Source organism: Halomonas sp. PAMB 3232, assembly GCF_031954225.1.
In the GTDB taxonomy this organism is placed as follows: Bacteria; Pseudomonadota; Gammaproteobacteria; order Pseudomonadales; family Halomonadaceae; genus Vreelandella.
Map to the genome: position 1 here is coordinate 414682 of NZ_CP134865.1, position 22782 is coordinate 437463.

At 64.3% G+C, this 22782-nt stretch carries 20 protein-coding genes; 5 read left to right on the top strand and 15 right to left on the bottom strand.

The genetic code is table 11. The annotated features are described in order from the left end of the window. The first annotated feature begins 48 nt into the window (after positions 1–48). Positions 49–2211, top strand: a complete 2163-nt coding sequence (gene pnp / locus RN346_RS01935) for a polyribonucleotide nucleotidyltransferase (protein WP_263585298.1) — start codon at positions 49–51, stop codon at positions 2209–2211. A gap of 82 nt (positions 2212–2293) precedes the next feature. Beyond that, positions 2294–3460 (top strand): MFS transporter, encoded by a 1167-nt coding sequence (locus RN346_RS01940; RefSeq protein WP_311961963.1) that lies wholly within the window; start codon positions 2294–2296, stop codon positions 3458–3460. Between the two features lie 190 nt (positions 3461–3650). Here the strand turns inward: RN346_RS01940 and RN346_RS01945 are convergent, their stop codons facing one another. The 10 genes from RN346_RS01945 to dksA form a co-directional block, all read right to left on the bottom strand. Then, positions 3651–4829, bottom strand: a complete 1179-nt coding sequence (locus RN346_RS01945; protein WP_311959744.1) for an acetyl-CoA C-acetyltransferase — start codon at positions 4827–4829, stop codon at positions 3651–3653. Positions 4830–5028: 199 nt separating this feature from the next. Further along, positions 5029–5877: a pantoate--beta-alanine ligase gene (gene panC / locus RN346_RS01950; protein ID WP_311961964.1), complete on the bottom strand. Its 849-nt coding sequence runs from the start codon at positions 5875–5877 to the stop codon at positions 5029–5031. A gap of 53 nt (positions 5878–5930) precedes the next feature. Beyond that, positions 5931–6722 (bottom strand): 3-methyl-2-oxobutanoate hydroxymethyltransferase, encoded by a 792-nt coding sequence (gene panB / locus RN346_RS01955; RefSeq protein ID WP_311961965.1) that lies wholly within the window; start codon positions 6720–6722, stop codon positions 5931–5933. A 102-nt stretch (positions 6723–6824) separates the two neighbouring features. Then, on the bottom strand, positions 6825–7328 hold the full coding sequence (folK, locus tag RN346_RS01960; protein WP_311961966.1) for a 2-amino-4-hydroxy-6-hydroxymethyldihydropteridine diphosphokinase: 504 nt from the start codon (positions 7326–7328) through the stop codon (positions 6825–6827). Next, the gene (pcnB, locus tag RN346_RS01965; protein ID WP_263585292.1) at positions 7328–8713 is read right to left on the bottom strand and encodes a polynucleotide adenylyltransferase PcnB; all 1386 of its coding nucleotides are present in this window, start codon (positions 8711–8713) and stop codon (positions 7328–7330) included. The genes folK and pcnB overlap by 1 nt, the downstream gene beginning before the upstream one ends. Before the next feature lie 944 nt (positions 8714–9657). Next, positions 9658–11034: a sigma-54 dependent transcriptional regulator gene (locus tag RN346_RS01970; RefSeq protein ID WP_311959762.1), complete on the bottom strand. Its 1377-nt coding sequence runs from the start codon at positions 11032–11034 to the stop codon at positions 9658–9660. After that, positions 11012–13957 (bottom strand): ATP-binding protein, encoded by a 2946-nt coding sequence (locus tag RN346_RS01975; protein ID WP_263585290.1) that lies wholly within the window; start codon positions 13955–13957, stop codon positions 11012–11014. Before RN346_RS01975 ends, RN346_RS01970 begins: the two co-directional genes overlap by 23 nt. Beyond that, positions 13947–14123, bottom strand: a complete 177-nt coding sequence (locus RN346_RS01980) for a hypothetical protein (protein ID WP_263585289.1) — start codon at positions 14121–14123, stop codon at positions 13947–13949. The genes RN346_RS01975 and RN346_RS01980 overlap by 11 nt, the downstream gene beginning before the upstream one ends. Position 14124: 1 nt before the next feature. Next, positions 14125–15036, bottom strand: coding sequence for a tRNA glutamyl-Q(34) synthetase GluQRS (gluQRS, locus tag RN346_RS01985; protein WP_311961967.1), 912 nt, complete (start codon positions 15034–15036; stop codon positions 14125–14127). Positions 15037–15129: 93 nt separating this feature from the next. After that, positions 15130–15567 carry an RNA polymerase-binding protein DksA gene (dksA, locus tag RN346_RS01990; RefSeq protein WP_263585287.1) on the bottom strand — a complete coding sequence of 146 codons (438 nt, stop codon included), beginning with the start codon at positions 15565–15567 and terminating at the stop codon, positions 15130–15132. 182 nt (positions 15568–15749) lie between these two features. Here dksA and RN346_RS01995 point away from each other — a divergent pair, with 182 nt between their 5' ends. Both RN346_RS01995 and sfsA read left to right on the top strand, forming a co-directional pair. Then, on the top strand, positions 15750–16910 hold the full coding sequence (locus RN346_RS01995) for an aminotransferase class I/II-fold pyridoxal phosphate-dependent enzyme (protein ID WP_311961968.1): 1161 nt from the start codon (positions 15750–15752) through the stop codon (positions 16908–16910). After that, the gene (gene sfsA, locus RN346_RS02000) at positions 16907–17638 is read left to right on the top strand and encodes a DNA/RNA nuclease SfsA (RefSeq protein ID WP_311961969.1); all 732 of its coding nucleotides are present in this window, start codon (positions 16907–16909) and stop codon (positions 17636–17638) included. The genes RN346_RS01995 and sfsA overlap by 4 nt, the downstream gene beginning before the upstream one ends. On the opposite strand, the gene metW is transcribed toward sfsA, so the two are convergent. The 5 genes from metW to RN346_RS02025 all read right to left on the bottom strand — a co-directional run bounded on the left by metW (position 17635) and on the right by RN346_RS02025 (position 21704). Continuing rightward, positions 17635–18228, bottom strand: a complete 594-nt coding sequence (gene metW, locus RN346_RS02005; RefSeq protein WP_263587354.1) for a methionine biosynthesis protein MetW — start codon at positions 18226–18228, stop codon at positions 17635–17637. The two genes, sfsA and metW, sit on opposite strands and share 4 nt — an antisense overlap. Then, a complete protein-coding gene (locus RN346_RS02010; RefSeq protein ID WP_311961970.1) occupies positions 18228–19424 on the bottom strand; it encodes a homoserine O-acetyltransferase in 1197 nt (398 codons plus the stop codon). The genes metW and RN346_RS02010 overlap by 1 nt, the downstream gene beginning before the upstream one ends. Positions 19425–19461: 37 nt before the next feature. Continuing rightward, on the bottom strand, positions 19462–20055 hold the full coding sequence (locus RN346_RS02015) for a YggT family protein (RefSeq protein WP_263585283.1): 594 nt from the start codon (positions 20053–20055) through the stop codon (positions 19462–19464). 54 nt (positions 20056–20109) lie between these two features. Next, positions 20110–20934, bottom strand: a complete 825-nt coding sequence (gene proC, locus RN346_RS02020; RefSeq protein ID WP_311961971.1) for a pyrroline-5-carboxylate reductase — start codon at positions 20932–20934, stop codon at positions 20110–20112. Positions 20935–20999: 65 nt separating this feature from the next. Then, entirely contained in the window at positions 21000–21704 is a 705-nt protein-coding gene (locus RN346_RS02025; protein WP_263585281.1) for a YggS family pyridoxal phosphate-dependent enzyme, read from the bottom strand. A 32-nt stretch (positions 21705–21736) separates the two neighbouring features. Between RN346_RS02025 and RN346_RS02030 the strand changes: the two genes are divergently transcribed. After that, positions 21737–22780, top strand: coding sequence for a type IV pilus twitching motility protein PilT (locus RN346_RS02030; protein WP_263585280.1), 1044 nt, complete (start codon positions 21737–21739; stop codon positions 22778–22780). Positions 22781–22782: the final 2 nt, after the last annotated feature.

Sequence of the window (22782 nt, forward strand, 5' to 3'; positions counted from 1 at the left end):
AGAATAGTGGCAGTCAAAACGACCCCAGAAAAGACAAGTAGCTATTTCATGTTAAAGGAAGTCGCCGTGAATCCGGTAAAAAAGACGTTTGAGTTTGGTCGCAGCACCGTCACCCTGGAAACCGGGCGCATCGCCCGCCAGGCAAGTGGTGCCGTCATGGTCACCATGGATGACACCGTGGTGCTGTGCACCGTGGTGGCAAAGAAGGAAGTGAACCCCCATCAGGCGTTCTTCCCCCTGTCGGTGCATTACCAGGAAAAGACCTACGCGGTCGGCAAGATTCCCGGCGGTTTCTTCAAGCGTGAAGGGCGCCCCACCGAGAAAGAGACGCTCACCTCGCGCCTGATCGACCGGCCGATTCGTCCGCTCTTTCCGAAGGGCTTCATGAACGAAGTGCAGGTGATCTGTACCGTTCTCTCCACCGATCGTAACCACGACCCGGACATCGCCGCCATGCTCGGCACCTCGGCGGCGCTTTCGATCTCCGGCGTGCCGTTCAACGGCCCGATCGGCGCGGCGCGCGTCGGCTTCAGCGAAGAGCAGGGTTACTTTTTGAACCCGACCGTCGAAGAGCTCGCCACCTCCGAGCTCAACATGGTCGTCGCCGGTACCCAAAACGCCGTGCTGATGGTCGAGTCCGAAGCCCAGGAGCTACTCGAAGACGAGATGCTCGGCGCCGTACTTTACGGCCATCAGGAGATGCAGGTCGCCATCAGCGCCATCGACGAGCTGACCCGGGAAGCCGGCAAGCCGCGCTGGGAGTGGCAGGCTGCCCAAGAGAACGCCGCGCTCAAGAGCGCCATGGCCGAGCAGTTCGAAACGAAGGTGGGCGAGGCCTACCGCATCACCGACAAGATGGAGCGCCAGGACGCGCTGGCCGGGCTGAAAGAGCAGGCCATCGAAGCGCTGGGCGCCGTCGAAGGTGAACCGGTCAACGACAAGTTCGACCGCGACGAAGTAAAGGGCGCCTTCTCGAGCCTCGAGAAGCGCGTGGTGCGCTCGCGCGTGGTGAAAGGCGAGCCGCGTATCGACGGCCGCGACAACACCACCGTGCGTCCGCTTTCCATCGAAGTCGGCGTGCTGCCCAAGACCCACGGCTCGGCGGTGTTCACTCGCGGCGAAACCCAAGCGATCGCGGTGGCCACCCTCGGCACGCTGCGCGACTCACAGCTGATCGAGTCGCTGGAAGGCGAGCGCAAGGACCGCTTCATGCTGCACTACAACTTCCCCCCCTACTCGGTGGGCGAAGCGGGCTTCATGGGCGGGCCGAAGCGCCGTGAAATCGGCCACGGCCGTTTGGCGCGCCGTGGCGTGCAGGCGATGCTGCCGTCCGAAGAGGAGTTCCCCTACACCATTCGCGTGGTCTCCGAGATCACCGAGTCCAACGGCTCGAGCTCCATGGCCTCGGTGTGCGGCTCCTCGCTGGCGCTGATGGATGCGGGCGTGCCGCTGAAGGCGCCGGTCGCCGGTATCGCCATGGGCCTGGTCAAGGACCCGGAAGGTTACGCGGTGCTGACCGATATCCTGGGTGACGAAGACCACCTGGGCGACATGGACTTCAAGGTCGCGGGTTCCGAAGAGGGCGTCACCGCTCTGCAGATGGACATCAAGATCGAAGGCATCAACGAAGAGATCATGGAGACCGCGCTGCAGCAGGCCCACCACGCGCGCATCGCGATCCTCGAGCAGATGAACGCCGTGATCAACCACAGCCGCACCGAGGTGTCCGAGAACGCCCCGTCGATGGCCACCATCAAGATCGACCCGGAGAAGATCCGCGACGTCATCGGCAAGGGCGGCGCCACCATCCGCAAGATCTGCGAAGACACCGGCGCGTCGATCGATCTCGACGATGATGGCACCGTGCGCATCTACGCCGAAGACAAGAAAGCGGCCAAGGCCGCGATCGACACGGTACTGGCGATCACCGCCGAAGCCGAGATCGGCAAGCTCTACAACGGCAAGGTGGTTCGGATCGCCGACTTCGGCGCGTTCGTGAACATCATGCCGGGCACCGACGGGCTGGTACACATCTCGCAGATCGTTGCCGAACGCGTCAATAACGTGCGCGACTTCCTCAACGAAGGCGACGATGTGGTGGTCAAGGTCCTCGATATCGACAACCGCAACCGCGTGAAGCTCTCCATCAAGGAGATCACCGAGGAAGAGAAGGCGGCCTTTACCGCTGAAAGCGAAAACGCCGCCGAGTAATTCTCGCCGCGGTGCTCACTCCGCCCCCGCAGCCCCTGGCTGCGGGGGCGGAATCGTTTGGATACGCAGGACAGGAGAGGGCATGGAGCAGCAAGCAAGGTGGTGGGCGGTCATTGCGGTCATGAGCGGCATCTTTCTACTGGTGACCGCCGAGCAGCTGCCGATCGGGTTGCTCTCCCAGGTGGCGTTGGATCTGGGCGTTACCGAGGGCACCGCCGGGCTGATGGTCACGGTGCCCGGGGTGGTGGCGGCGCTCTCGGCACCGCTTCTGCCGGTGGCGGTGGGGCGGCTCGACCGGCGGGTGATGCTCACCGGCCTGATGATCATCATGACGCTTGGAAGCGTGCTCTCGGCGATGGCGGAAAGCTTTGGGCTGCTGCTGGCCGCACGTGCGCTGATCGGCATGAGCATCGGCGGTTTTTGGGCCATCGCCGGCAGTATCGCACCGAGGCTGGTGCCCGAGGAGAAGGTCGCCCGCGCGATGACGATCATTTTCGGCGGCGTGACCGCGGCCTCGGTGCTCGGCGTGCCGCTGGGCACGCTGCTGGGTGATATCAGCAGCTGGCGCTGGGTGTTCGGCGGGCTCGGCGCTTTTAGCCTGCTGACCGCCGGGCTGATCTGGTTGTGGCTGCCGACGCTGCCGCCTCGCGAGCCGGTACGCCTTGGCATGCTCTTCCAGCAGGTGTTCAACCGCGGCGTGCGCGTTGCGGTACTCACCACTGCCTGCGTGGTCGTGGGCCACTTCGTCGCCTACACCTTCATCAGCCCGATTTTGCAGAACATCAGCGGCATCGAACAGCGCAATGTCAGCACGCTGCTGTTGCTCTACGGCGCCGCCGGCCTCATCGGCAACGTGGTGGCGGGCATGAAGGCCGCGCGCAACCCCTACGCCGCCGTGCTGGCCATTCCGGTGCTGTTGCTGCTGGTAGTGGCGAGCTTTCCGCTTCTGGGCACCCGTCCGGTCAGCGGCGTTTTGCTTTTGATGGTGTGGGGGGCGATCTTTGGCAGTATCTCGGTGAGCATTCAGACCTGGATACTGCGTACCGCGCCGAATACCGAGGCGGCCACCGCGCTGATGGCGTTCGTGTTCAACATGTCGATCGGCCTTGGGGCGCTGATCGGCGGGCGAGTGGTCGACGCCACCAGTCTGCCCACCACCATGTGGGCCGCCGCGGCGCTGTTTCTGGTCGGCGTGGTGCTGGTCGGGCGCACGCCGTCGCGGCTGGTCAACGGGGGGCGGATTCGCTGATCCGCACGTGCAGGCAATAGAAAACCCCGCTTTCAAGCGGGGTTATTTGTTTTATCTGTACTGGCACACTGTCAGCTGAGGCCAGAAGGACCCGTAGCGAGGGTCTTTCGCCAGGGATGGCGAAAGTAGCGTACAGGGACGTATTCACAGCGCCCTCGCGTAGGGTCGCTTCTGGCCGGAGCACAGAAGCTTAAGGACGCTCGATCGCCAGCGCCACGCCCTGACCGCCGCCGATGCAAAGAGTGGCGAGGCCCTTTTTGGCATCGCGGGCGATCATCTCGTGAATCAGCGAAACCAGTACGCGACAGCCCGAGGCGCCGATGGGGTGGCCAAGGGCGATGGCGCCGCCGTTGACGTTCACTTTCGAGACGTCCCAGCCAAGCTCCTTGTTGACCGACATCGCCTGAGCGGCAAAGGCTTCGTTGGCCTCGACCAGGTCCAGGTCCTCAAGGCTCCAGCCCGCTTTCTCCAGGCAGCGCCGGGTCGCCGGTGCCGGGCCGATGCCCATGATCGCCGGATCCACGCCGGCGTTGGCGTAGGCCTTGATACGTACCAGCGGCTCGAGTCCCAGCTCTTTCGCCTTCTCGGCGGAGCAGACCATGACCACCGCGGCGCCGTCGTTGAGCGACGAGGCGTTGCCCGCCGTCACGGTGCCATCCTTCTTGAACGCGGGCTTCATGCCGGCGAGCTTCTCGGCGGTCACTTCGCGCGGATTCTCGTCGGTATCGAACACGATCGGATCACCCCGGCGCTGGGGGATTTCGACCGGCACGATCTGGCTTTTGAACTTGCCTTCCTTGATCGCGTTGGAGGCGTTCTGCTGCGACTGGGCAGCGAATTCGTCCATCTGCTCGCGGGTGATGCCGTACTTTTCGGCCAGATTTTCTGCGGTGATGCCCATGTGGTAGTCGTTGAAGGCATCCCACAGGCCGTCATGCACCATGGTGTCGATCGCCTTCCAGTCGCCCATGCGCTGACCATTACGCGAATTCGGCAGCACGTGGGGAGAAAGCGACATGTTCTCCTGGCCGCCGGCAATGATCAGGTCGGCGTCGCCGCAGAGAATCGCTTGGGTCGCCAGATGAACGGCCTTGAGACCAGAGCCGCACACCTTGTTGATGGTCATCGCCGGGACGGAGTCCGGCAGCCCCGCCTTGATCGAGGCCTGGCGCGCCGGGTTCTGGCCCACGCCCGCGGTCAGCACCTGACCGAGCAGCACTTCGTTGACCTGCTCCGGTGGGACGCCGGTGGAGGCGAGGATGTCCTTGATGACGTATGAGCCGAGATCACTTGCAGGAATACCTGCGAGCGAGCCGCCGAAGCTACCCACCGCGGTGCGCCGCGCGGCGACAATGACCACTTCTTGCATGACAGAACTCCCGATATGAATAAGGCCGTGGGCCTGTGAACGCGCTCGTTTGTTTCAAGCGTTAGCTGTTTCAAGCGTTTGGTTATTTTAAGCGCCTGATTGTTTCAACCTGGTTGTTTCAAGCGTGTTCTTTCAGCATAGGGAAAGTTGTGCGTTGCGACAATACGCCTTTGGCTCGCGCGCCGCCGGGTTGAGTAGGCTATTGGCCCAGCGTGACGCGGACGTTGTCGATCAGCCGCGCCGGGCCGAGCTTGGCCGCGGCCAGCAAAATGGCCTCGCGCGTTTGCGGGGTGACCGGGCCGAGCTCGGCGCTTTTGAGCTCCACGTAGTCCGGCGCAAAGCCGGCCGCCCCGAGCGCCTCAATCGCCCGATCCAGCACGTTGGGCGCCGGCTCGCCACGCTCGAGTGCCGCCCTGGCCGACATGAGCGTTTGGTAAAGCGCCGGGGCGGTGGCGCGCTCGGCCTCGCTTAAATAGCCGTTGCGCGACGACAGTGCCAGCCCGTCCTCGGCACGCTGAGTCGCCACGCCGAGAATCTCGATTGGCAGGTGCAGATCCGCCGTGAGCTTTCGAATGACCGCCAGCTGCTGGTAATCCTTCTCGCCGAACAGGGCGATGTCTGGCTGCACCAGGTTGAACAGCAGTGTCACGACGGTCGCCACGCCATCGAAGTGGCCAGGGCGTGCGCCTCCGCAGAGCCCTTCGGACACCAGAGGCACCTGCACGCGGGTCTGGCCCTGGAGCCCGTTGGGGTAGAGCGCGGCGGTGGACGGGGCGAACAGCAGGTCACAGCCGGCCTCGGTGAGTTTGACCTGGTCCGCTTCGAGAGTGCGCGGGTAGGCGTCGAGATCTTCGCTGGGGCCGAACTGCATCGGGTTGACGAACAGACTCGCCACCACGACATCGGCGTGGCGGCGCGCGGTTTCCACCAGCGCCACGTGGCCGGCGTGAAGATTGCCCATGGTGGGCACCAGCGCGATGCGCTTGCCGGCGCGGCGGTGCTGGGTCAGCGTGGCACGTAAATCGCCCAGGTCGTGCAGTGTGCGCATGATGAAGTCGCCTGACAGTGAAGCTGAAAAGTTAACAATGGGGCAAGGCCGCGTTAGAAGCAGTGCTCGGCGGCGGGAAAAGCGCGGCTTTTCACCGCCACGTGGTAGCGCTCGAAGGCCCCCGGAATGCTGTCGGCATCCATCATGAAGTTTTTGACGAAGCGCGGGGTATGGCCGTGGGTGACGCCGAGCACGTCGTGCATTACCAGTATCTGCCCGTCGGTATCGGGCCCGGCGCCGATGCCGATCACCGGCACCGACAGCGCCTCGGTCACGGTCTTGCCAAGGCTTGCCGGCACGCACTCGAGCAGGATGATCGAAGCGCCAGCGTCCACCAGCGTTTTGGCATCGTCGAGGATTCGCTTTGCCGTCGCGCCGTCGCGCCCCTGTACCTTGTAGCCGCCGAGCTGGTGCACGGTTTGCGGCGTTAGCCCCAGATGCGCGCACACCGGCACGCCTCGGCGAGTCAGCTCGCGCACGCCCTCGGCCATCCACGCCTCGCCTTCGACCTTGACCATTTCGGCGCCGGCGCGCATCAGCCGCCCGGCATCCTTCAAAAGGCTCTCAATCGTGGCATTGCTCATGAAGGGCACATCCACCATCAACAGGCTCTCGCCCTTTCCGCGGGCGGCGCACGCGGTGTGGTAGCAGATGTCGTCGACGGTTACGGGAAGGGTACTGGTATGGCCTTGCAGCACCATGCCCAGCGAGTCGCCCACCAGCAGCACCTCGATGCCGGCGCGGCTGGCCGCACGGGCAAAGGAGGCATCATAGGCGGTCAGGCAGCTAAACGGCTCGTTGGCGCGCTTCAGGGCGCCGAGCGTGCTGAGGGTAACGGGTTTCATGGCGAGCTCTCTGTCCTGGGGAGCGCTAGGGCACTCGTCGGTTCGCAATAGAGAGCCCGATTGTTACTCGGGAAAGCGCGCGGTGTCGAGCGGGCAAAAGGTCTAGCCCCGACTGTTTCCGATCCTTTGAAGGCCGGGGTCATCGAGGCGCTGGAGCCAGTGGTCGGGCGCTTGCTCGAACACGGCGAGCGAGGGGTCGAGCTCTTGTAACGGCACCAGCACGAAGGCGCGCTCACGCATGTGCGGGTGCGGCACCTTCAGGCGTGGGTGCTCGATGCGGGCATCGTCGAAGAGCAACAGATCCAGGTCGAGGGTGCGTGGGCCCCAGTGCCGGAGCCGACGGCGGCGGTGGCGCTGCTCGAGGGCCTGAAGCTGATCCAGAAGCGCAAGGGGCGAAAGCGTGGTCTCGAGTTCGACGACCGCGTTGACGAAATCCGGCTGATCCTGCGGCCCGACCGGGCGGCTCGAGTAGAGCGACGATGCGGCCTTGACGGACGTCAGTGGCAGCTCGTCAAGCTCTTTCATCGCCAGGCTTACCTGGCGCACCGGCTCATCGAGGTTGCTGCCAAGGCCAATATAGGCCCGCGCGGTTTGTAGGCCACCCATTAGTCAGGCTTGCGCGACGGCTTGCGGCGCTTCTTGCGCCGCCGGTCGCCCTGGCTTGCCGGGTCGCCGCCGACCTTTTGCAGAAGACGGCGCTGTTCGTGCTCGTCGCCCTGCTGGAACGCTTCCCACCAGTCGCCCAAGCCACGGGGAATCTCGCCGGCCTGCTCGCGCAACAGCAGCAGATCGAAGGCGGCGCGAAAGCGCGGATGTTCGCGACTCTGGAACGCGCGCTTGCCGCGGCGCTGGGGCAGGCGCGCCTGGAGCTCCCAGATCTCACGCATCGGCATGCCGAAGCGTTTGGGAATCGAGATGTGCTGGAGCTGGCGCATGACCACCTGTTGGGACGCGGTTTGCAGCGCGGGAACCGCGGGCATGCCCTCGTTTTCAAGCGTAGCGGCGCGAAGCGCTACCGGCCCCCACAAAAACGCGGCGAACAGAAACGCCGGGGTGACGGGGCGGTCGTTGGCGATGCGCTGGTCGGTGTTTCTCAGCGCCTGCTCGATCAGCGTTTCGACCCAAGCCGCGTCCGCCATCGCCTCTTCGGCTTCCGGGAAGAGCATGCCGAACAGGCCGTAGTGGCTGAGCAGTTGGAACGTGAGCAGCCCCTGGCCGGACATGAAAAGCTTGAGCGCTTCATCGAACAGCCGCGCCGGCGGTATCTGCAACAAAAGCGGGGCGAGATCGTACATCGGCGCTTCGGTGTCCGGGGCGATCTCGAAGCCGAGCTTGGCGGCAAAGCGCACCGCGCGCAGCATGCGTACCGGGTCCTCGCGATAGCGGGTCGCCGGATCGCCGATCAGGCGCAGCGTGCGCGCGTTGATGTCGCCGATGCCGCCGGCGAAGTCGTGGATCGAGAAGTCGGCGATGCTGTAATAAAGCGCATTGACGGTGAAGTCGCGACGCAGCGCGTCCTCTTCGATGCTGCCCCAGACGTTGTCGCGAAGCAGCAGCCCATCGTCGGACTGCTGAGCGATATTGTCGCCGTGCTCGTCTTGAGGCTTGCCGCGAAAGGTCGTGACTTCGATGATCTCGCGCCCGAAGCGTACGTGAACGATGCGAAAGCGCCGGCCGATCAGCCGCGAGTTGCGGAAAAGGTCGCGCACTTGTTCCGGCGTTGCGTTGGTGGCGACGTCGAAATCCTTGGGCGTTTCACCCAGCAGCGCATCGCGAATGCAGCCGCCGACCAGGTAGGCCTCAAAGCCCGCGCCGTCCAATCGATAAAGAACTTTCAAGGCGGCATCGCTGATCTGCTTGCGCGACACAGGGTGCTCGGAGCGGGGGATGACTTGGGGCGTCAGGGCCTCGACGGGGCTGTCTGGGGAATCGAGCAGCTTTTTCAATTGCTCTCCCGAACCAGGTAAAAAACGGGTAAGTCCTCTAAACATGCGATGGTATCGACTCGCAGTTAAAACGTAGGGTATTTAACAAAAGATTTGGTAAATGATAAGTCGACGAGTGTAGCCGACCCCCAACGCCTTGCAAAGCATTGAAACCAGGATTGCCTAAAACCACCGCGGGTTGGCGGGCGGATCGCAGCGTTTTAAAGCCTTTTAGGGCGATATTTGCGACATGATCTTCGATGCAACGTAAAAAAACACAGGGGCCAGACGCGGAAAGGGGAGGCCAAGTGGGCCTCCCCTGTCAATTCGTTTAGTTCAGCATCCATGCTGCTGTTTTTCTTCATGATGGCACATCGCCCTGAATACGCACCGCAGTCAAAAACTGTACTTGTTGGGCCTCGTGTAGCGAGCCTTGACCGCCTCGTATTCAAAACAATAATCCAACCGCGAACTTTTCTCTCCCGGCGAGTTGTTATTGGCTCCGGGGGTGTACGGCTCGAAACGCTTGTTGTTGTTCGTCGTCTCTTGCGTACGTCGCGTCCATTTTCGGGCTTTGCTATCGATTGTTGTTATTGTTGCGCCATTCTCAGCGCCAGCACTTTTGAGACATTAGCCCGTTGTTGTTGTTAGTGCCTTGTCTCACCCTCGCCCTGTTGTTTTTGTTGTGGCGAGGTTTTCGCGGTACGGCTCGTTGTTATTGTTGTGAGCGCTATCAAACCGCTGCCCGATTTATTCTTCTTGCCGAGTAATAGTGCACCTGCCGTGCCACTTGTTGAAAAAAAGTGCTATTTCATCGGCTTGTAAAATTTCAGAAAATTTTGGGCGGGCCAGGCGATTGAAGTGTTACCTGCAAAACGGCGTTTTTTAACCCTGGATGTGTGGGAAGGTAACAGGGGGGTGAAACCGAAATTCAGGATATTTCTTTTTCAAATCAGGCTATTGGACGTTAGTTGTAAACGATGTAGCGCGGTTCCAGGAAGGCGCCGCCTTCAGGCCTGATCCGGGCGCCTGGCGGTCTTTTTGCGCGGAATGCCCAGCCGCTGGCGCCGCTCCCACAGGTTTTTGCGGCTGATGCCCAGTTTTTGTGCAAGCTCGGTTTCGCTCATCTGATCCTGGTGCTCCAGGACGAAATGCTGGAAGTAGTCCTCGAGCGACAGATCCTCTTCGTCCTCGAGCGCTTCCTTTGCATCCGGCGCAGCGGGCGCCGGCGCCGAGCGGTGAGTCACCGGACCAAGGCCCAGATCGTCCGGGTGAATCAAATGGCCCTCGGCGAGAATCACGCCGCGCTCCAGCGCGTTTTCCAGCTCGCGCACGTTGCCAGGCCAGGGGTAGTCCTGCAGATCCTGGCGCGCGGCTCGGGAGAGCCGTAGGCCCTGGCGTTCGTGGCGCTTGCAGGCCTTCTCCAACAGGATGTCGGCGATTTTCAGCACGTCCTCGTCGCGCTCGCGAAGCGGAGGCAGGGCGATCTGCATGACGTTCAAGCGGTAGTAAAGGTCCAGACGAAACTCGCCGCTTTTGGACAGCGCGCGCAGGTCGCGGTGGGTCGCGGTGATCAGGCGTATATCGACATGGCGGGTTTCGACGGAGCCGATCTTGCGGATTTCGCCCTCCTGCAGCACGCGAAGAAGCCGCGCCTGGGCATCCAAAGGAAGCTCGCCGATTTCGTCGAGAAACAGCGTGCCGCCGTCGGCGGCTTCGACCAGTCCCGTGCGGGCGGCGCTGGCCCCGGTGAAGGCGCCTTTTTCGTGGCCGAACAGCTCGGATTCGATCAGCGTTTCGGGAATCGCGGCGCAGTTGACGCAGATCAAGGGGGCCCTGGCGCGCTTGCTCTGCTGGTGAAGCGCTCTGGCGACCAGTTCCTTGCCGGTACCGGACTCGCCCTGGATCAGCACGCTGACGTCCGCCGGCGCGGTCTTTTTGATGCGCGTGTAGACGTGCTGCATGGCGGCGCAGTCGCCGATCATCATGGACTGGGTGCCGCGTTCGTCGGTGATCGAAGGGGCGCTGCCCGAGGCCATCGCGCGCTTGTGCAGAATGCCCTGAACGGTTTCGAGCAGTTCGTCGTGATCAAAGGGCTTGGCGACGTAGTCCACCGCGCCGAGCTTGAGCGCCTCGATGGCCGAGCGCATGCTGGCGTAGCTGGTCATCATCAAAACCGGCGCCGGGGCGGCGGCCTCGATCAGCGCGGTGCCCGGGGCGCCGGGCAGGCGCAGGTCGCTAATGATGAGATCGAACTCCGATAGGGCATGCGTTTGGGCCTGCTCGACGCTGTCTGCCTCGACGACCTCGAACTGGCTTCGCTCCAGAAGGCGCTTCAGGGCGCTGCGAATAATCGCTTCGTCTTCAACAATCAGTATCCTGGCCATGTGAGGGTCGATCATCCTGTTGGTAAAGCGGCAGCCACAGTGTGATGGCGGTGCCGCGCGATTGTCCGCTGGGGGGCGAGGCGCACTCGATCCGGCCCTGGTGTTCGCTGATGATTTGGTACGCCACCGACAGCCCAAGCCCGGTGCCTTCCCCCGGCGCTTTGGTGGTGGTGAAGGGCTCGAACAGGTGATCCTTCACGCTCGGCGCAATGCCCTCGCCGTCGTCGGTCACCCGCCACCACACGAGCCCGTTTTGCTCGCCGGCCTCGACGGTGACCCGCCCCGGCGTCTGGCAGGCGTCGCGGGCGTTACCCAGCAGGTTCACCATCACCTGGGTCAAGCGCTGGCGATCCCCCTGGACCATGAGCGCGGCCGGGCAGGCGTTCTCAAAAGTGACATCCTCGCCCGAGCGGGCCAGATGGATCAAGTGCAGCGCATCGTCGGTGATTTGGTTCGGTGCGACCGGCTCGGCAGGCGGGGCCAGCGCCTGGCGCCCGCCGTGGGCGAAGCCGACCAGTGAGTTGACGATCTTGCTCACGCGCTCGGTCAGCGTCTGGATATGGTCGGCAGTTTCCAGCAGCGCCGGGTCGTCGGTGTCAAAGCGCAGGTTCTGCGCCAGCGACGAAATCCCGGTGATCGGGTTGCCGATCTCGTGGGCAACCCCGGCGGCGAGCTGGCCGATCGAGGCAAGCCTTGCGGCGTGCACCAGCTCCTCTTCCAGCCACTTCATTTCGGTGTGATCCTCGACGAGAATCACGCTGCCGCCACGGCTATCGAGTCCGCTCAACGCCGCCTTGTGCAGCGTAAGAAAATGATCGCGGCCGTGCAGATTGACCGGCTGTTTATAGAGCGGCGCGCCGGTGGCGCTGAGCGCCTGGGCCAGCAGCGCCGGCCAGGGGGCGGGCAGGCTGTCTCGATGGGCACCGATGACGCTTTCGCCGCTGATGCCGGAAAGCTCGGACAGCGCCTGATTCCAGAGCGTGAGTTCGTCGTCGTCGCCGAGTACGCAGAGCCCGACCGGCAGGTAGGCGAGCGTCTGGCGGTGGTGGCGGCGAAGCCCATCGAGCTCGCGGGCAAGGCCGGTGAGCCGCGAGCGGTAGGCCTCGAGCCGGCTCTCGACGAAGTGGATGTCGTCGGTGCCCGGTGTGTCGTCGTGGCGGTAGGGCAGGTAGCGGTCGACGATGTCGCGGGCCACCGACGGGCCCATTAGCCCGGAAAGGTTCGCCTGAATGCGGTCGCGCAGCCGGCGCAGGGCGTAGGGACGGCGCTCCTCCGGGCCGAGGTTGAGCGCCTTGAGCGCGCGAGCGACCTCGCGGTCGGCGGCTTCGTCGCCCAGCGCCTGGGCCAGCGGTGCGTGGAAGTCGCGGGCGCTGGCGGCTTCCAGCGGCAGACGCTTGGAGCGGATCACCGCGTCCACCGAGCAGGCCTCGGCGGCGCTGCGCTCGCCTTCCGAGGTGCGGGTGAAAAGCGACACCACGATCAAAAGCACGATGTTGACCGAAAGCGAGATCAGCGTGGTGGTGTACCAGTCTGGCGCATCGGGAGGCATCAGGTCGCTGAAGACCAGCGCCGGCAAGGGGGTGCTTACCAGCAGCGGCAGCCAAAGCCCCCAGAGCCAGATCAGCGCGCCGCCAATGAGGCCTGCGACCATGCCGTTGCGGTTGGCGCCGGGCCAGTAGAGCAGCGCCAGCATGCCCGGTAGGCACTGGGCGATGCCGACGAACGCGGCCAGCCCCAGATCGGTCAGGGTGTGATCGCGGCTGATGCCTTCGGCAAAAAGCCAGCCGCTGGCCACCACCGCCACGATGAGCGCGCGACGAAGCCACAACAGCCAGCCGTAAAGGTTGCTGCGCGCCTCTGGCGGCCGGGCGACGAGCACGCCGTGGTTGAGCACCATGCCCGAAAGCGACAGCGCCATCATGATCATGGTACCGCTGGCCGCAGCAAGCCCGGCGACAAAGGCGAGCGCACCAACGCCCCAGTGGCTCGAGAGCAGATAAGCGGCGTACGCGGGCAGCGGTATGTCGCTTGCAACCGACTGCGCCGCCCACCACACCAGCGGCACCGGCAGCGCCAGCAGCAGTAGATAAAGCGGCAGCGTCCAGCTCGCCTGCAACAGCGTATGGCGCGACAGGTTCTCGGCGAAGGTGATCTGAAAAAGATGCGGCATCATGAAGGCGCCCGCGAAGAACAGCAGCAGCAGCGTACGCCACTGGGCGGATTCGAGCCGGGGGGTGGCGGCCTGTAGCGCGGCTCCCGGGCCGTCGAGCCACTGCTGCAGATCCTGGGGGCCGCTGAACACCCACCAAAGCGCCACGCCTCCGAGTGCCAGCATCGCCGCGAGTTTGATGAGTGATTCCAGCGCCAGGATGCCCAGCAGCGTGTCGTGACGGTGCTGGTGGCGGTGGCGCGCGCCGCAGAGAATCGCGCCGAGCGCGATAGCGGCGCAAAACAGCAGCGCGATACCGTCGCTGTGGCGGCTTTGCGTCAGCTCAAATACCGCCTCGCTCAGGGTTTTGACCTGAATGCCCAGAAGCGGCAGCACCGCTAAAAGGCTCAACAGCGTGACCAGCGACCCCACCCAGCGCGAGCGAAAGCGAAACGCGAACAGATCGGCGATCGAGGAGAGCTGGTAGGTGCGGGTGATGCGCTGGATCGGCACCAGCAGCACCGGGGCGAGCAAAAATGCACCGGCCGCGCCCAGGTAGTAGGCGAGATAGCCAAAACCCGCCTTCGAGGCGAACTCGATGCTGGCGTACACCGCCCAGGCGCTGGCGTAGATGCCGAGTGCCAGGGTATAGACCAGCGGATGGCGCGTCACGCGTACCGGGATCCGCCCGCGCTCGATCGCTACCCCGCAGCCGAGCAAAAACGCGAAATAACCAAGGCCCAGGCCGAGAACGACGATCAGCTCAGCGCTCATCCAGCTTCCTTTTCTGCTCGAGCCACAGCGTCAGCGCGATCAAGGCGCCCCAGATCAAAAACGGCCGGTACCACACGGTGCCCGGCTCGTTCCAGCCGCCCATCAGCACCGGCGACAAAAGATAGCCACCGAACACCAGAAACAGCAGCAGACGATAGACGTACATGTCACCTCTCTTCTTGGTGCGCGTCGGGGGCGGGGCGCTCGCGAGCAGGCGCTATGCGCTCGACGCGCCAGTGCGCCACCGCCCAGGCGAGCTGCTCGGCGGGCGCGGCGCCCTTGAGCTCGACGGGCGGCGCCTGGTCGAGCGTTTCGATCGCCTGGAAAAGCTGGCGGGCGATGGCGACCGGCTCGCTTGCAAGCGCCGGCGCCAGATTCTGCTTGGAGAGTTTCTGGCCATCTGGCGACATCACCAGCGGCAGGTGCAGGTAGCGGGGCACCGGGTAGCCAAGCGCGCCTTGAAGCTGCATCTGCCAGGGCGTGTTGTCGAGCAGATCGACCCCGCGCACGATATCGCTGATGTGTTGATCGGCATCGTCTACCACCACGGCGAGCTGGTATGCCCAGAGGCCGTCCTTGCGCTTGAGCACCACGTCGCCCAGATCCGCCGGGTCGAAGCGCTGCGCGCCAAGGAGGCGGTCCGGCCATATGATCGGGCGCTGGCCGAGATCGGTTCGAAGCCGCCAGGCGATGGGTTTGCCTGGCTCGCGAAGTCCATCGCGACACCAGCCGGGGTAGACGTCATACGCTTGCCACTGCTTGCGCGAGCAGCTGCACGGGTAGCTCAGGCCCTGTTGGCGAAGGCGCTCGAGTGCCGCCTGGTAGGCGTCGCTGCGCGCGCTTTGCCAAACGACGGGGCCGTCCCAGTGCAGGCCGAACGCCTCGAGCTGGCGCAAAATGGTGGTGTCGGTGCCCGGCGGGCAGCGCGGCGGGTCGATGTCCTCGATGCGCACGAGCCACTGCCCGCCCACGGCGCGGGCGTCCAGGTAGCTTCCAAGCGCGGCCACTAACGAGCCAAAGTGCAGCGGGCCGGAGGGCGTGGGCGCAAAGCGGCCCCGGTAGTGAGAAAAAGTGGTCATGAGGGGCATGATGCGGCAGGTGAAATGACCCGGCAAGCCATAAAAAAGCGGGCACCCATGAGGGTGCCCGCTTTCAGGACATCGAGGCGGTGCTTAGCCGCCGAGCTGCTTCTCCTTGAGCTCGGCAAGCGTCTTGCAGTCCACGCAGAGCGTGGCGGTGGGGCGCGCTTCCAAACGGCGAATGCCGATCTCGACGCCGCAGGCCTCGCAGAAGCCGTAGTCGTCCTCGTCGATGTTCTCGATGGTCTCATTGATCTTTTTCAAAAGCTTACGCTCGCGGTCCCGGGTGCGCAGCTCCAGGCTAAAGCCCTCTTCCTGGGTCGCCCGGTCGGCGGGGTCGGCGTAGTTATTGGCGTCTTCCTGCAGGTGGCGCACGGTGCGGTCCACCTCTTCCATGAGGTCCTGCTTCCAGTTGAGCAGCAGCTGGCGAAAGTGCGCAAGCTGCTTGTCGTTCATGTACTCTTCACCCGGCGCCGGCTCGTACGGAGTGAAGGATGTGGACGCTTCCGGTTTTTGTTCCGCTACAGACATGGGAGTGCCCCTTGCTCGAGTGACTGTGTTCCATCGCGACAACACCACGATTTCACGCCAAAGGGATGCTTGTTTAGCCTAAAATGCATCGCCATGCAAGCACAACCGGCTGTCTACGACGAACGTCTAGTTTCTTAACGCACTTTACTACCTCTCATCGATAGAGCGCTCAAGGAGTTTAAATGGGCTGGAATCCCCGCCTCGACCAGGTCGCGCCGTTTCGCGTGATGCACCTGCTGGAAATGGCCCAGGCCCGCGAGGCCCAGGGCTTCGATGTCATCCATCTGGAAGTGGGCGAGCCGGACTTCCCCACGCCTGCGCCGATTCTTGCCGCCGGTCAGACTGCCCTGGCCGACGCGAAAACCCGCTATACCCCCGCCGCGGGATTGCCGGCGCTGCGCGAGGCGATCAGCGGTCACTACCGGGATCACTTCGGGGCCGAGGTGGATCCGGCGCGCATCATCGCCACCCCCGGCGCGTCCGGAGCGCTGCTGCTTGCAAGCCAACTGCTGGTTAGCCCTGGCGACCGGGTGTTGATGGCAGACCCGAACTACCCCTGCAACCGCCACTTCATGGCGCTGGCCGGCGCCGAGGTAGACGCCATCCCGGTCGGCGCCGACACCGGCTGGCAGCTCGATGCCGGGCTGGTCGAGCGTCACTGGCAGCCGGCCACGCGCTTGGCCATGCTCGCCACGCCGTCAAACCCCACCGGCCACACCCTGAGCCGGGCGGGGCTTGCCGGCGTGTGCAAGGCGGTTGCGGCTCGCGGCGGCGAGCTTTTGGTCGACGAGATCTATCAGGGGCTCAACTTTGACGGTGCGCCGCTTTCGGCCACGGCGCTTTCAAGCGAGGCATTCGTCGTCAATAGCTTCTCGAAGTACTTTGGCATGACCGGCTGGCGCTTGGGTTGGCTGGTGGCGCCTGAGCGCGCGATCGAGCCCTTGACGCGGCTGGCCCAAAACGTCTTTCTGGCGGCATCCACGCCCGCCCAGCACGCCGCGCTTGCGGCCTTCACGCCTGAGTGCCGTGAGGAGCTGGAGCGTCGCCGCGCCGTGCTGAAAGAGCGCCGCCGAGTGCTGCTAGACGGTCTGGCCTCGCTGGGTTTGGCGCCGGACGTGGCGCCCCAGGGCGCGTTCTACGTGTGGATCGATATTTCGCGCTACAGCCGCGATAGCCAAACGTTTTGCCAGCGGCTGCTCGAAGAGGAGAACGTGGCGATCACGCCGGGCATCGATTTCGCCGTTGAGGGCGGCGAGCGCTTCGTGCGCATCGCCTTCACCGCGGACGTGGCACGCCTGGAGGAAGCGCTGGTGCGCCTGGCCCGCTTCGTGGCGCGCGCATGATTTACCATGACGCCCTGGTGCCGGGCATCCTGCTGCGCCGCTACAAGCGCTTTTTTGCCGATGTGCGGCTGGACGACGGCCGCGAGGTAACTGCCCACTGCCCCAACACCGGCTCGATGAAAAGCGTCAACGTGCCGGGGTGTCGGGTGTGGCTCTCGCCAAGCGACAACCCCAAGCGCAAGCTGGCCTGGACCTGGGAGCTGATCGAGCTGCCGAAGGCGAGCGGCCAGGTGGCGCTTGCCTCGATCCACACCGGCCGCGCCAACCGCATCGTCGAGACGGCGCTCGAGGAGGGCAAGCTCGACGCGCTGGCCGGGTTCGATACGCGCCGCCGCGAGGTGACGGTCGATGACTCGCGGCTCGACTTTCTGCTCGAGGACTCAAGGAGCGGGCGCCGCGCCTATCTCGAGGTCAAGCAAGTGACGCTCCTTGAGGACGACGGCCACGGCTACTTTCCGGCCTCGGTCAGCACCCGCGGACTCAAGCATCTTCAGTCGCTCGAGGCGCTGGCGCGGCGCGGCGAGCGCGCGGTGCTGGTGTTTTGCGTGGCGCACCAGGGCATCGACGATGTCGGCCCGGCCACGCACATCGACCCGGCCTACGCCGCGGGCTTGCACGCGGCGGTGGCCCAGGGGGTGGAAGTGCTGGCCTACGGTATCGGCATCGGATGGGAGGCGGGCGCGCCGACATCGATCTTCATCGAGCGCGCCCTGGACGTGCGCCTTTAACGTCGACGGACGCGGAAGATGGCGATCTCGCCGAAGAGGTTGGGCCACCACTTGGACGTCCAGTGGCCGCGATGCTCACCGACACCCACGGCGCGGTCGACGATCACCAGCCCCTTCTCGCGACACAGCTGCTCGAAGTCGTTGAAGGTGGAGAGGTGAATGTTGGGCGTGTCGTACCAGGCGTGGGGCAGCGACTTCGACACCGGCATGTAGCCGCGCAGGCCCAGGTACACCCGGTGGCGCCAGTAGGCGAAGTTCGGAAAAGTGATGATGCCTTCGTTGGCCACCCGCAGCATTTCGTCGAGCATCTTGTCCGGGCGGCGCAGCGCCTGCAGCGCCTGGGTCATGATCACCTGGTCATAGCTCTGGTCGCAGAAGTTGCCAAGGCCATCGTCCAGGTTGTGCTCGATCACCGAGACGCCGCGCGCCACGCACGCTGTGATGCCCGCCGGGTCGATCTCCAGGCCATAGCCGGTCACCGCTTTTTCGCGGCCCAGGCGCTCGAGCAGCGCGCCGTCGCCGCAGGCCAGATCCAGCACGTGCGCGCCTTTGGGAATCCAGTCGAAAATCTGCTCGAGGTCGGTGCGCATCATGACCGGGGCTCCTGGCGAGTGGCATCGAGCCCGAGCTCCTCGGCGGCGCGCGCCATGAAGGCGCTAAACAGCGCCTCGTAGCGCGGCTCGGGCAGCAAAAAGGCGTCGTGGCCGTGGGGGGATTCGATGTTGGCGTAGCTGACCGGCTTGCCCGCGTGAATCAGCGCATCGACCAGCTCTTTTGATCGCGAAGGCGGAAAGCGCCAGTCGGTGGTGAAGCTGACGATCAAAAACGGGCACTGCGCCGGCGCTACGGCCCTGGCCAGCTCGCCGCCGTGCAGCGCCGAGGGGTCGAAGTAGTCCAGCGCCTTGGTCATCAACAGATAGGTGTTGGCATCGAAGGCGGTGGAGAAGGCGTCGCCCTGGTAGCGCAGGTAGGATTCGACCTGAAACTCGACGTCGAAGCCGAAGTTGAGATCCTCGCTACGCAGATCGCGGCCGAACTTGGTGCCCATGGCGTCTTCGGAGAGATAGGTGATGTGACCCACCATGCGCGCAAGCTTCAAACCCCGTTTGGGCACCGTGTCGTGCTCGGCGTACCAGCCGTCGAAAAACTCCGGGTCCGAGCGAATCGCCTGGCGGGCGACCTCGTTGAAGGCGATGTTCTGCGCCGAGAGTCTGGGCGTGGCCGCGATGATCACCGCGTTGGCGACCCGCTCTGGATGGGTGATCGTCCACTGCAGCACCTGCATGCCGCCCAGGCTTCCGCCGACCGCCGCCGCCCACCGCTCGATCCCCAAGTGATCCGCCAGGCGCGCCTGGCTTGCCACCCAATCGCTCACCGTCACCATGGGGAAGTCCGGCCCCCACTGACGGCCGGTGTCCGGGTTGTGGCTAACGGGCCCGGTGCTTCCGTGGCAGCCGCCCAGGTTGTTCAGCGATACGACGAAAAAACGGTTGGTGTCGATCGGCTTGCCCGGGCCGATGTGCGCGTCCCACCAGCCGGGCTTTTTATCGTCCGGATGGTGGTAGCCCGCGGCGTGATGGTGGCCCGAAAGCGCGTGGCAGATCAGCACGGCGTTGGTGCGCTCGGCGTTCAACGTGCCGTAGGTCTCGAAAATCAGCTCGTACGCCGGCAGCACCCGGCCGCAGGCGAGCGGCAGCGGCGTGTCGAAGCGGGCCATGTGGGGTGTGACCAGCCCGACGGAGTCCGGCGGGTAGTCGCGCCCGGGGCGCGTATCCAATTCAGGCATCAATGGCGTCAATCCTGCAAAATCCGGGTGAAGGCGCTCACAGCCCGACCAGCGCGCCGGGCGCGCCCGCCTGGCGAATCAGCGAGCCCACGACGAGTCCATCGATCAAATTGATGGCGATGAACACCACGATCGGCGAGAGATCGATCATGCCCAGCGGCGGAATCACCTTGCGCACCGGCGCCATGATCGGCTCGACCAGCTGCATCACCAAAAGCGCGCCCGGGTGGCTTGCGTTGGGCGCCACCCAGCTCAGAATGATCATCACGATCAGGGCGAAGAAGTAGATCTTCAAAATAGCGTTGGCAAGGGACGCGATGCCGGCGATGACCAGCTGCACCACCGGCGGCATGCCCAGGCCAAACAGCATGAAAATGGCGATGATGCTGACCACCTTCAGCACGAACGCCGCCGCCAGTGTGGCCAGATCGAAGCGCCCGGCCACCGGCCCTAAAAAGGCCTGGAAGGGCCCGACCACCGGCTGGGTGATCTTGACCACCGACTGGCTCATCGGGTTGTAGTAGTCCGCGCGCGAGGCCTGCAGCAGAAAACGCAGCATTAAAAGAAATAAATAGATGTTGATGAGCGTGTTGACGATCATCAACCCGGCGCTACCCACTTGGCTGCCCATTGCTTGCGTCTCCGTTGAGTTAAGTCGTGCTGAGTGTGGAAGGTTTGGCGCCGCTTAGTGGCCGCGCAGCTCGCGGGCCATGTCATCGGCGCGGTCGGCGCAGGCCTGCATGGCCGCTTTGATCGTTTCACGCAGCTTCGCCGACTCCATGTGCTCGATCGCCCGTTCGGTAGTGCCGCCGGGCGACATGACGTTGCGCTTGAGCGTGGCCGGGTCGTGTTCGCTTTGCGCGGCCATGGTCGCCGCGCCCAGCGCGGTTTGAATCGCCAGGCGCCGCGCGGTCGCCGCCGGCAGCCCCTGGGCCACTGCGGCCTCTTCCATCGCCTCGAACATCAAAAAGAAGTAGGCCGGGGCGCTGCCGGATACCGCGGTGACCGCACTCAAGAGCGCTTCGTCTTCGACCCATTCGACGATGCCTACCGCTTCCATGAGCTCGCCGGCCAAGCGGCGCTGGTCGTCACTGACGTTGGCGTTGGCGTAGAGACCGCTGGCGCCGACGCCAACCAGCGAGGGCGTGTTGGGCATGCAGCGCACCAGCGCCGTCTCGCCGCCAAGCCAGCCGTCGATTGTAGCGGCTTCAAGGCCCGCAGCAATCGAAATGACCAGCGGCTTGCTTGCCTGTACGGTTTCTCTCAGCGCCGCGCATACGTCCTGCATGATCTGCGGCTTGACCGCGAGGATCACCACGTCCGCATTTTTGACCGCCTCGAGGTTGTCGGTATGGGTGTGAATGCCCAGGGTCTCGCGAAGCGGCGCAAGCTCCTCCTGTTTCGGCGCGGTGGCGGTGATCTGTGCCGCGGAAAAGCCGCTGTCGAGCAGGCCGCCGATGATCGCCTTGGCCATGTTGCCCGCGCCGATGAAGGTAATGTTGTTCGCCATTAATGATGCTCCTGATTGAATAAAAGTGGCCGCTCGCAGCGGTTACCGTGATCGAGTACCTGGATTCACGCCTGAACGCGGGCGCCAAAAATCGCGCTGCCCAGGCGTACCAGCGTCGCGCCTTCGAAAACGGCGGCTTCCAGATCGTCGCTCATGCCCATGGAGAGCGTATCCAGCGGCGCGTCGGGCAAGGCGGTCTGCAGCTCAAAAAGAAGCGCCTTGAGCGCGGCGAAGGGTTCGCGCTGGCGCTTGGGGTCATCACAGGGTGCGGGAATCGCCATGAGCCCGCGCAGCGAAAGACGTTCGAGAGTGGCGATCTCCCTGGCGAGTGCCAGCGCGTCTTCCGGTGCGACGCCAGCCTTGCTCGCCTCGCCGCTAATGTTCACCTGCAAACAGACGTTGAGCGGGGGGAGATGTGCGGGGCGCTGCTCATCGAGTCGCCTGGCGATCTTTTCGCGCTCGACGGTGTGCATCCAGTCGAAGTGCTCGGCCACCGCCCGGGTCTTGTTGGACTGCAGCGGGCCGATGAAATGCCACTCGATATCGTCGAGATCCGCAAGCTCGCGCTGCTTGTCGAGCGCCTCCTGCAGGTAGTTTTCACCGAAGGCGCGCTGACCGTGCTGCCAGGCCTCGCGCAGCATCGCGGCGGGTTTGGTCTTGCTCACCGCCAGAAGTCTGGCGCTGCCCGCCGGGCGATCGGCGGCGTCGAGCGCCCGCTCCAAACGCCGGTGGGCGGCGTCAAGCGACGTGCAAAGCGCGATCTCTGCCATACTGAAGTACCTTTAACCGCCAGGGAAGTGAGATGGATATTACCGAACTGCTGGCATTCTCGGCAAAACAGAATGCCTCCGACCTGCATCTGAGCGCCGGTTTGCCGCCCATGATTCGCGTCGATGGCGATATTCATCGGCTCAACGTCCCCGCCATGAGCCACGAACAGGTGCTGTCGCTGGTTCACGCCATCATGAACGACCGTCAACGCCAGGAGTATGACGAGCATCTGGAGATCGACTTCTCCTACGCCTTGGCGGAGGTCGCACGCTTTCGCGTCAACGCCTTCACCCAGGGGCGTGGCGCCGGGGCGGTGTTTCGCACCATCCCAAGCCAGGTGCTGTCGATGAAAGCGCTGGGCCTGGGAGAGGTATTCGAGCGCCTGGCAATGCTGCCGCGTGGGCTGGTGCTGGTCACCGGCCCGACCGGGTCGGGCAAGAGTACGACCCTGGCCGCGCTGATCGACTACATCAACGAATACCGCTATGAGCACATTCTCACCATCGAGGACCCGGTGGAATTCGTCCACGAAAGCAAGAGCTGTCTGGTCAATCAACGCGAAGTGCACCGCGACACCCACAGCTTCGCCAATGCCTTGAAAAGCGCGCTGCGTGAGGATCCGGACGTGATCATGGTGGGGGAGCTTCGCGATCTCGAAACCATTCGGCTGGCGCTGACCGCGGCGGAAACCGGGCACCTGGTCTTCGCCACGCTGCACACCACCTCGGCGGCGAAGACCATCGATCGCATCATCGACGTTTTCCCCGGCGAGGAGAAAGCCATGGTGCGCTCGATGCTATCGGAGTCGCTGCAGGCGGTCGTCGCCCAGACGCTGTTAAAGCGCGAAGGCGGCGGGCGCGTGGCGGCCCACGAAATCCTGATCGCCACCTCGGCGGTGCGCAACCTCATCCGCGAGGACAAGGTGGCGCAGATCTACTCGGCGATGCAGACCGGCGTCAATCTCGGCATGCAGACCCTCAACGCTTCGCTATTAAAGCTGGTCAAGGAGGGCGCGGTCAGCTTCGAGGAGGCTCAGACCCGCGCCCAGGGCGCGCTTACTCCGCCCCGCGACTAACT

What these genes read in the sequence shown, in the direction of transcription:
- folK (WP_311961966.1), bottom strand. Translation starts at nt 7,328, where the DNA reads ATGGGTGGCCTACAAACCGCGCGGGCCTATATTGGCCTTGGCAGCAAC.
- panB (WP_311961965.1), bottom strand. Translation starts at nt 6,722, where the DNA reads ATGAAACCCGTTACCCTCAGCACGCTCGGCGCCCTGAAGCGCGCCAAC.
- RN346_RS01940 (WP_311961963.1), top strand. Translation starts at nt 2,294, where the DNA reads ATGGAGCAGCAAGCAAGGTGGTGGGCGGTCATTGCGGTCATGAGCGGC.
- proC (WP_311961971.1), bottom strand. Translation starts at nt 20,934, where the DNA reads ATGGCGAACAACATTACCTTCATCGGCGCGGGCAACATGGCCAAGGCG.
- RN346_RS01980 (WP_263585289.1), bottom strand. Translation starts at nt 14,123, where the DNA reads ATGTACGTCTATCGTCTGCTGCTGTTTCTGGTGTTCGGTGGCTATCTT.
- RN346_RS01975 (WP_263585290.1), bottom strand. Translation starts at nt 13,957, where the DNA reads ATGAGCGCTGAGCTGATCGTCGTTCTCGGCCTGGGCCTTGGTTATTTC.
- metW (WP_263587354.1), bottom strand. Translation starts at nt 18,228, where the DNA reads ATGCGCACCGACCTCGAGCAGATTTTCGACTGGATTCCCAAAGGCGCG.
- RN346_RS02030 (WP_263585280.1), top strand. Translation starts at nt 21,737, where the DNA reads ATGGATATTACCGAACTGCTGGCATTCTCGGCAAAACAGAATGCCTCC.
- RN346_RS02010 (WP_311961970.1), bottom strand. Translation starts at nt 19,424, where the DNA reads ATGCCTGAATTGGATACGCGCCCCGGGCGCGACTACCCGCCGGACTCC.
- RN346_RS02015 (WP_263585283.1), bottom strand. Translation starts at nt 20,055, where the DNA reads ATGGGCAGCCAAGTGGGTAGCGCCGGGTTGATGATCGTCAACACGCTC.
- RN346_RS01945 (WP_311959744.1), bottom strand. Translation starts at nt 4,829, where the DNA reads ATGCAAGAAGTGGTCATTGTCGCCGCGCGGCGCACCGCGGTGGGTAGC.
- sfsA (WP_311961969.1), top strand. Translation starts at nt 16,907, where the DNA reads ATGATTTACCATGACGCCCTGGTGCCGGGCATCCTGCTGCGCCGCTAC.
- pnp (WP_263585298.1), top strand. Translation starts at nt 49, where the DNA reads ATGTTAAAGGAAGTCGCCGTGAATCCGGTAAAAAAGACGTTTGAGTTT.
- pcnB (WP_263585292.1), bottom strand. Translation starts at nt 8,713, where the DNA reads ATGTTTAGAGGACTTACCCGTTTTTTACCTGGTTCGGGAGAGCAATTG.
- RN346_RS01970 (WP_311959762.1), bottom strand. Translation starts at nt 11,034, where the DNA reads ATGGCCAGGATACTGATTGTTGAAGACGAAGCGATTATTCGCAGCGCC.
- panC (WP_311961964.1), bottom strand. Translation starts at nt 5,877, where the DNA reads ATGCGCACACTGCACGACCTGGGCGATTTACGTGCCACGCTGACCCAG.
- RN346_RS02025 (WP_263585281.1), bottom strand. Translation starts at nt 21,704, where the DNA reads ATGGCAGAGATCGCGCTTTGCACGTCGCTTGACGCCGCCCACCGGCGT.
- dksA (WP_263585287.1), bottom strand. Translation starts at nt 15,567, where the DNA reads ATGTCTGTAGCGGAACAAAAACCGGAAGCGTCCACATCCTTCACTCCG.
- gluQRS (WP_311961967.1), bottom strand. Translation starts at nt 15,036, where the DNA reads ATGACCACTTTTTCTCACTACCGGGGCCGCTTTGCGCCCACGCCCTCC.
- RN346_RS01995 (WP_311961968.1), top strand. Translation starts at nt 15,750, where the DNA reads ATGGGCTGGAATCCCCGCCTCGACCAGGTCGCGCCGTTTCGCGTGATG.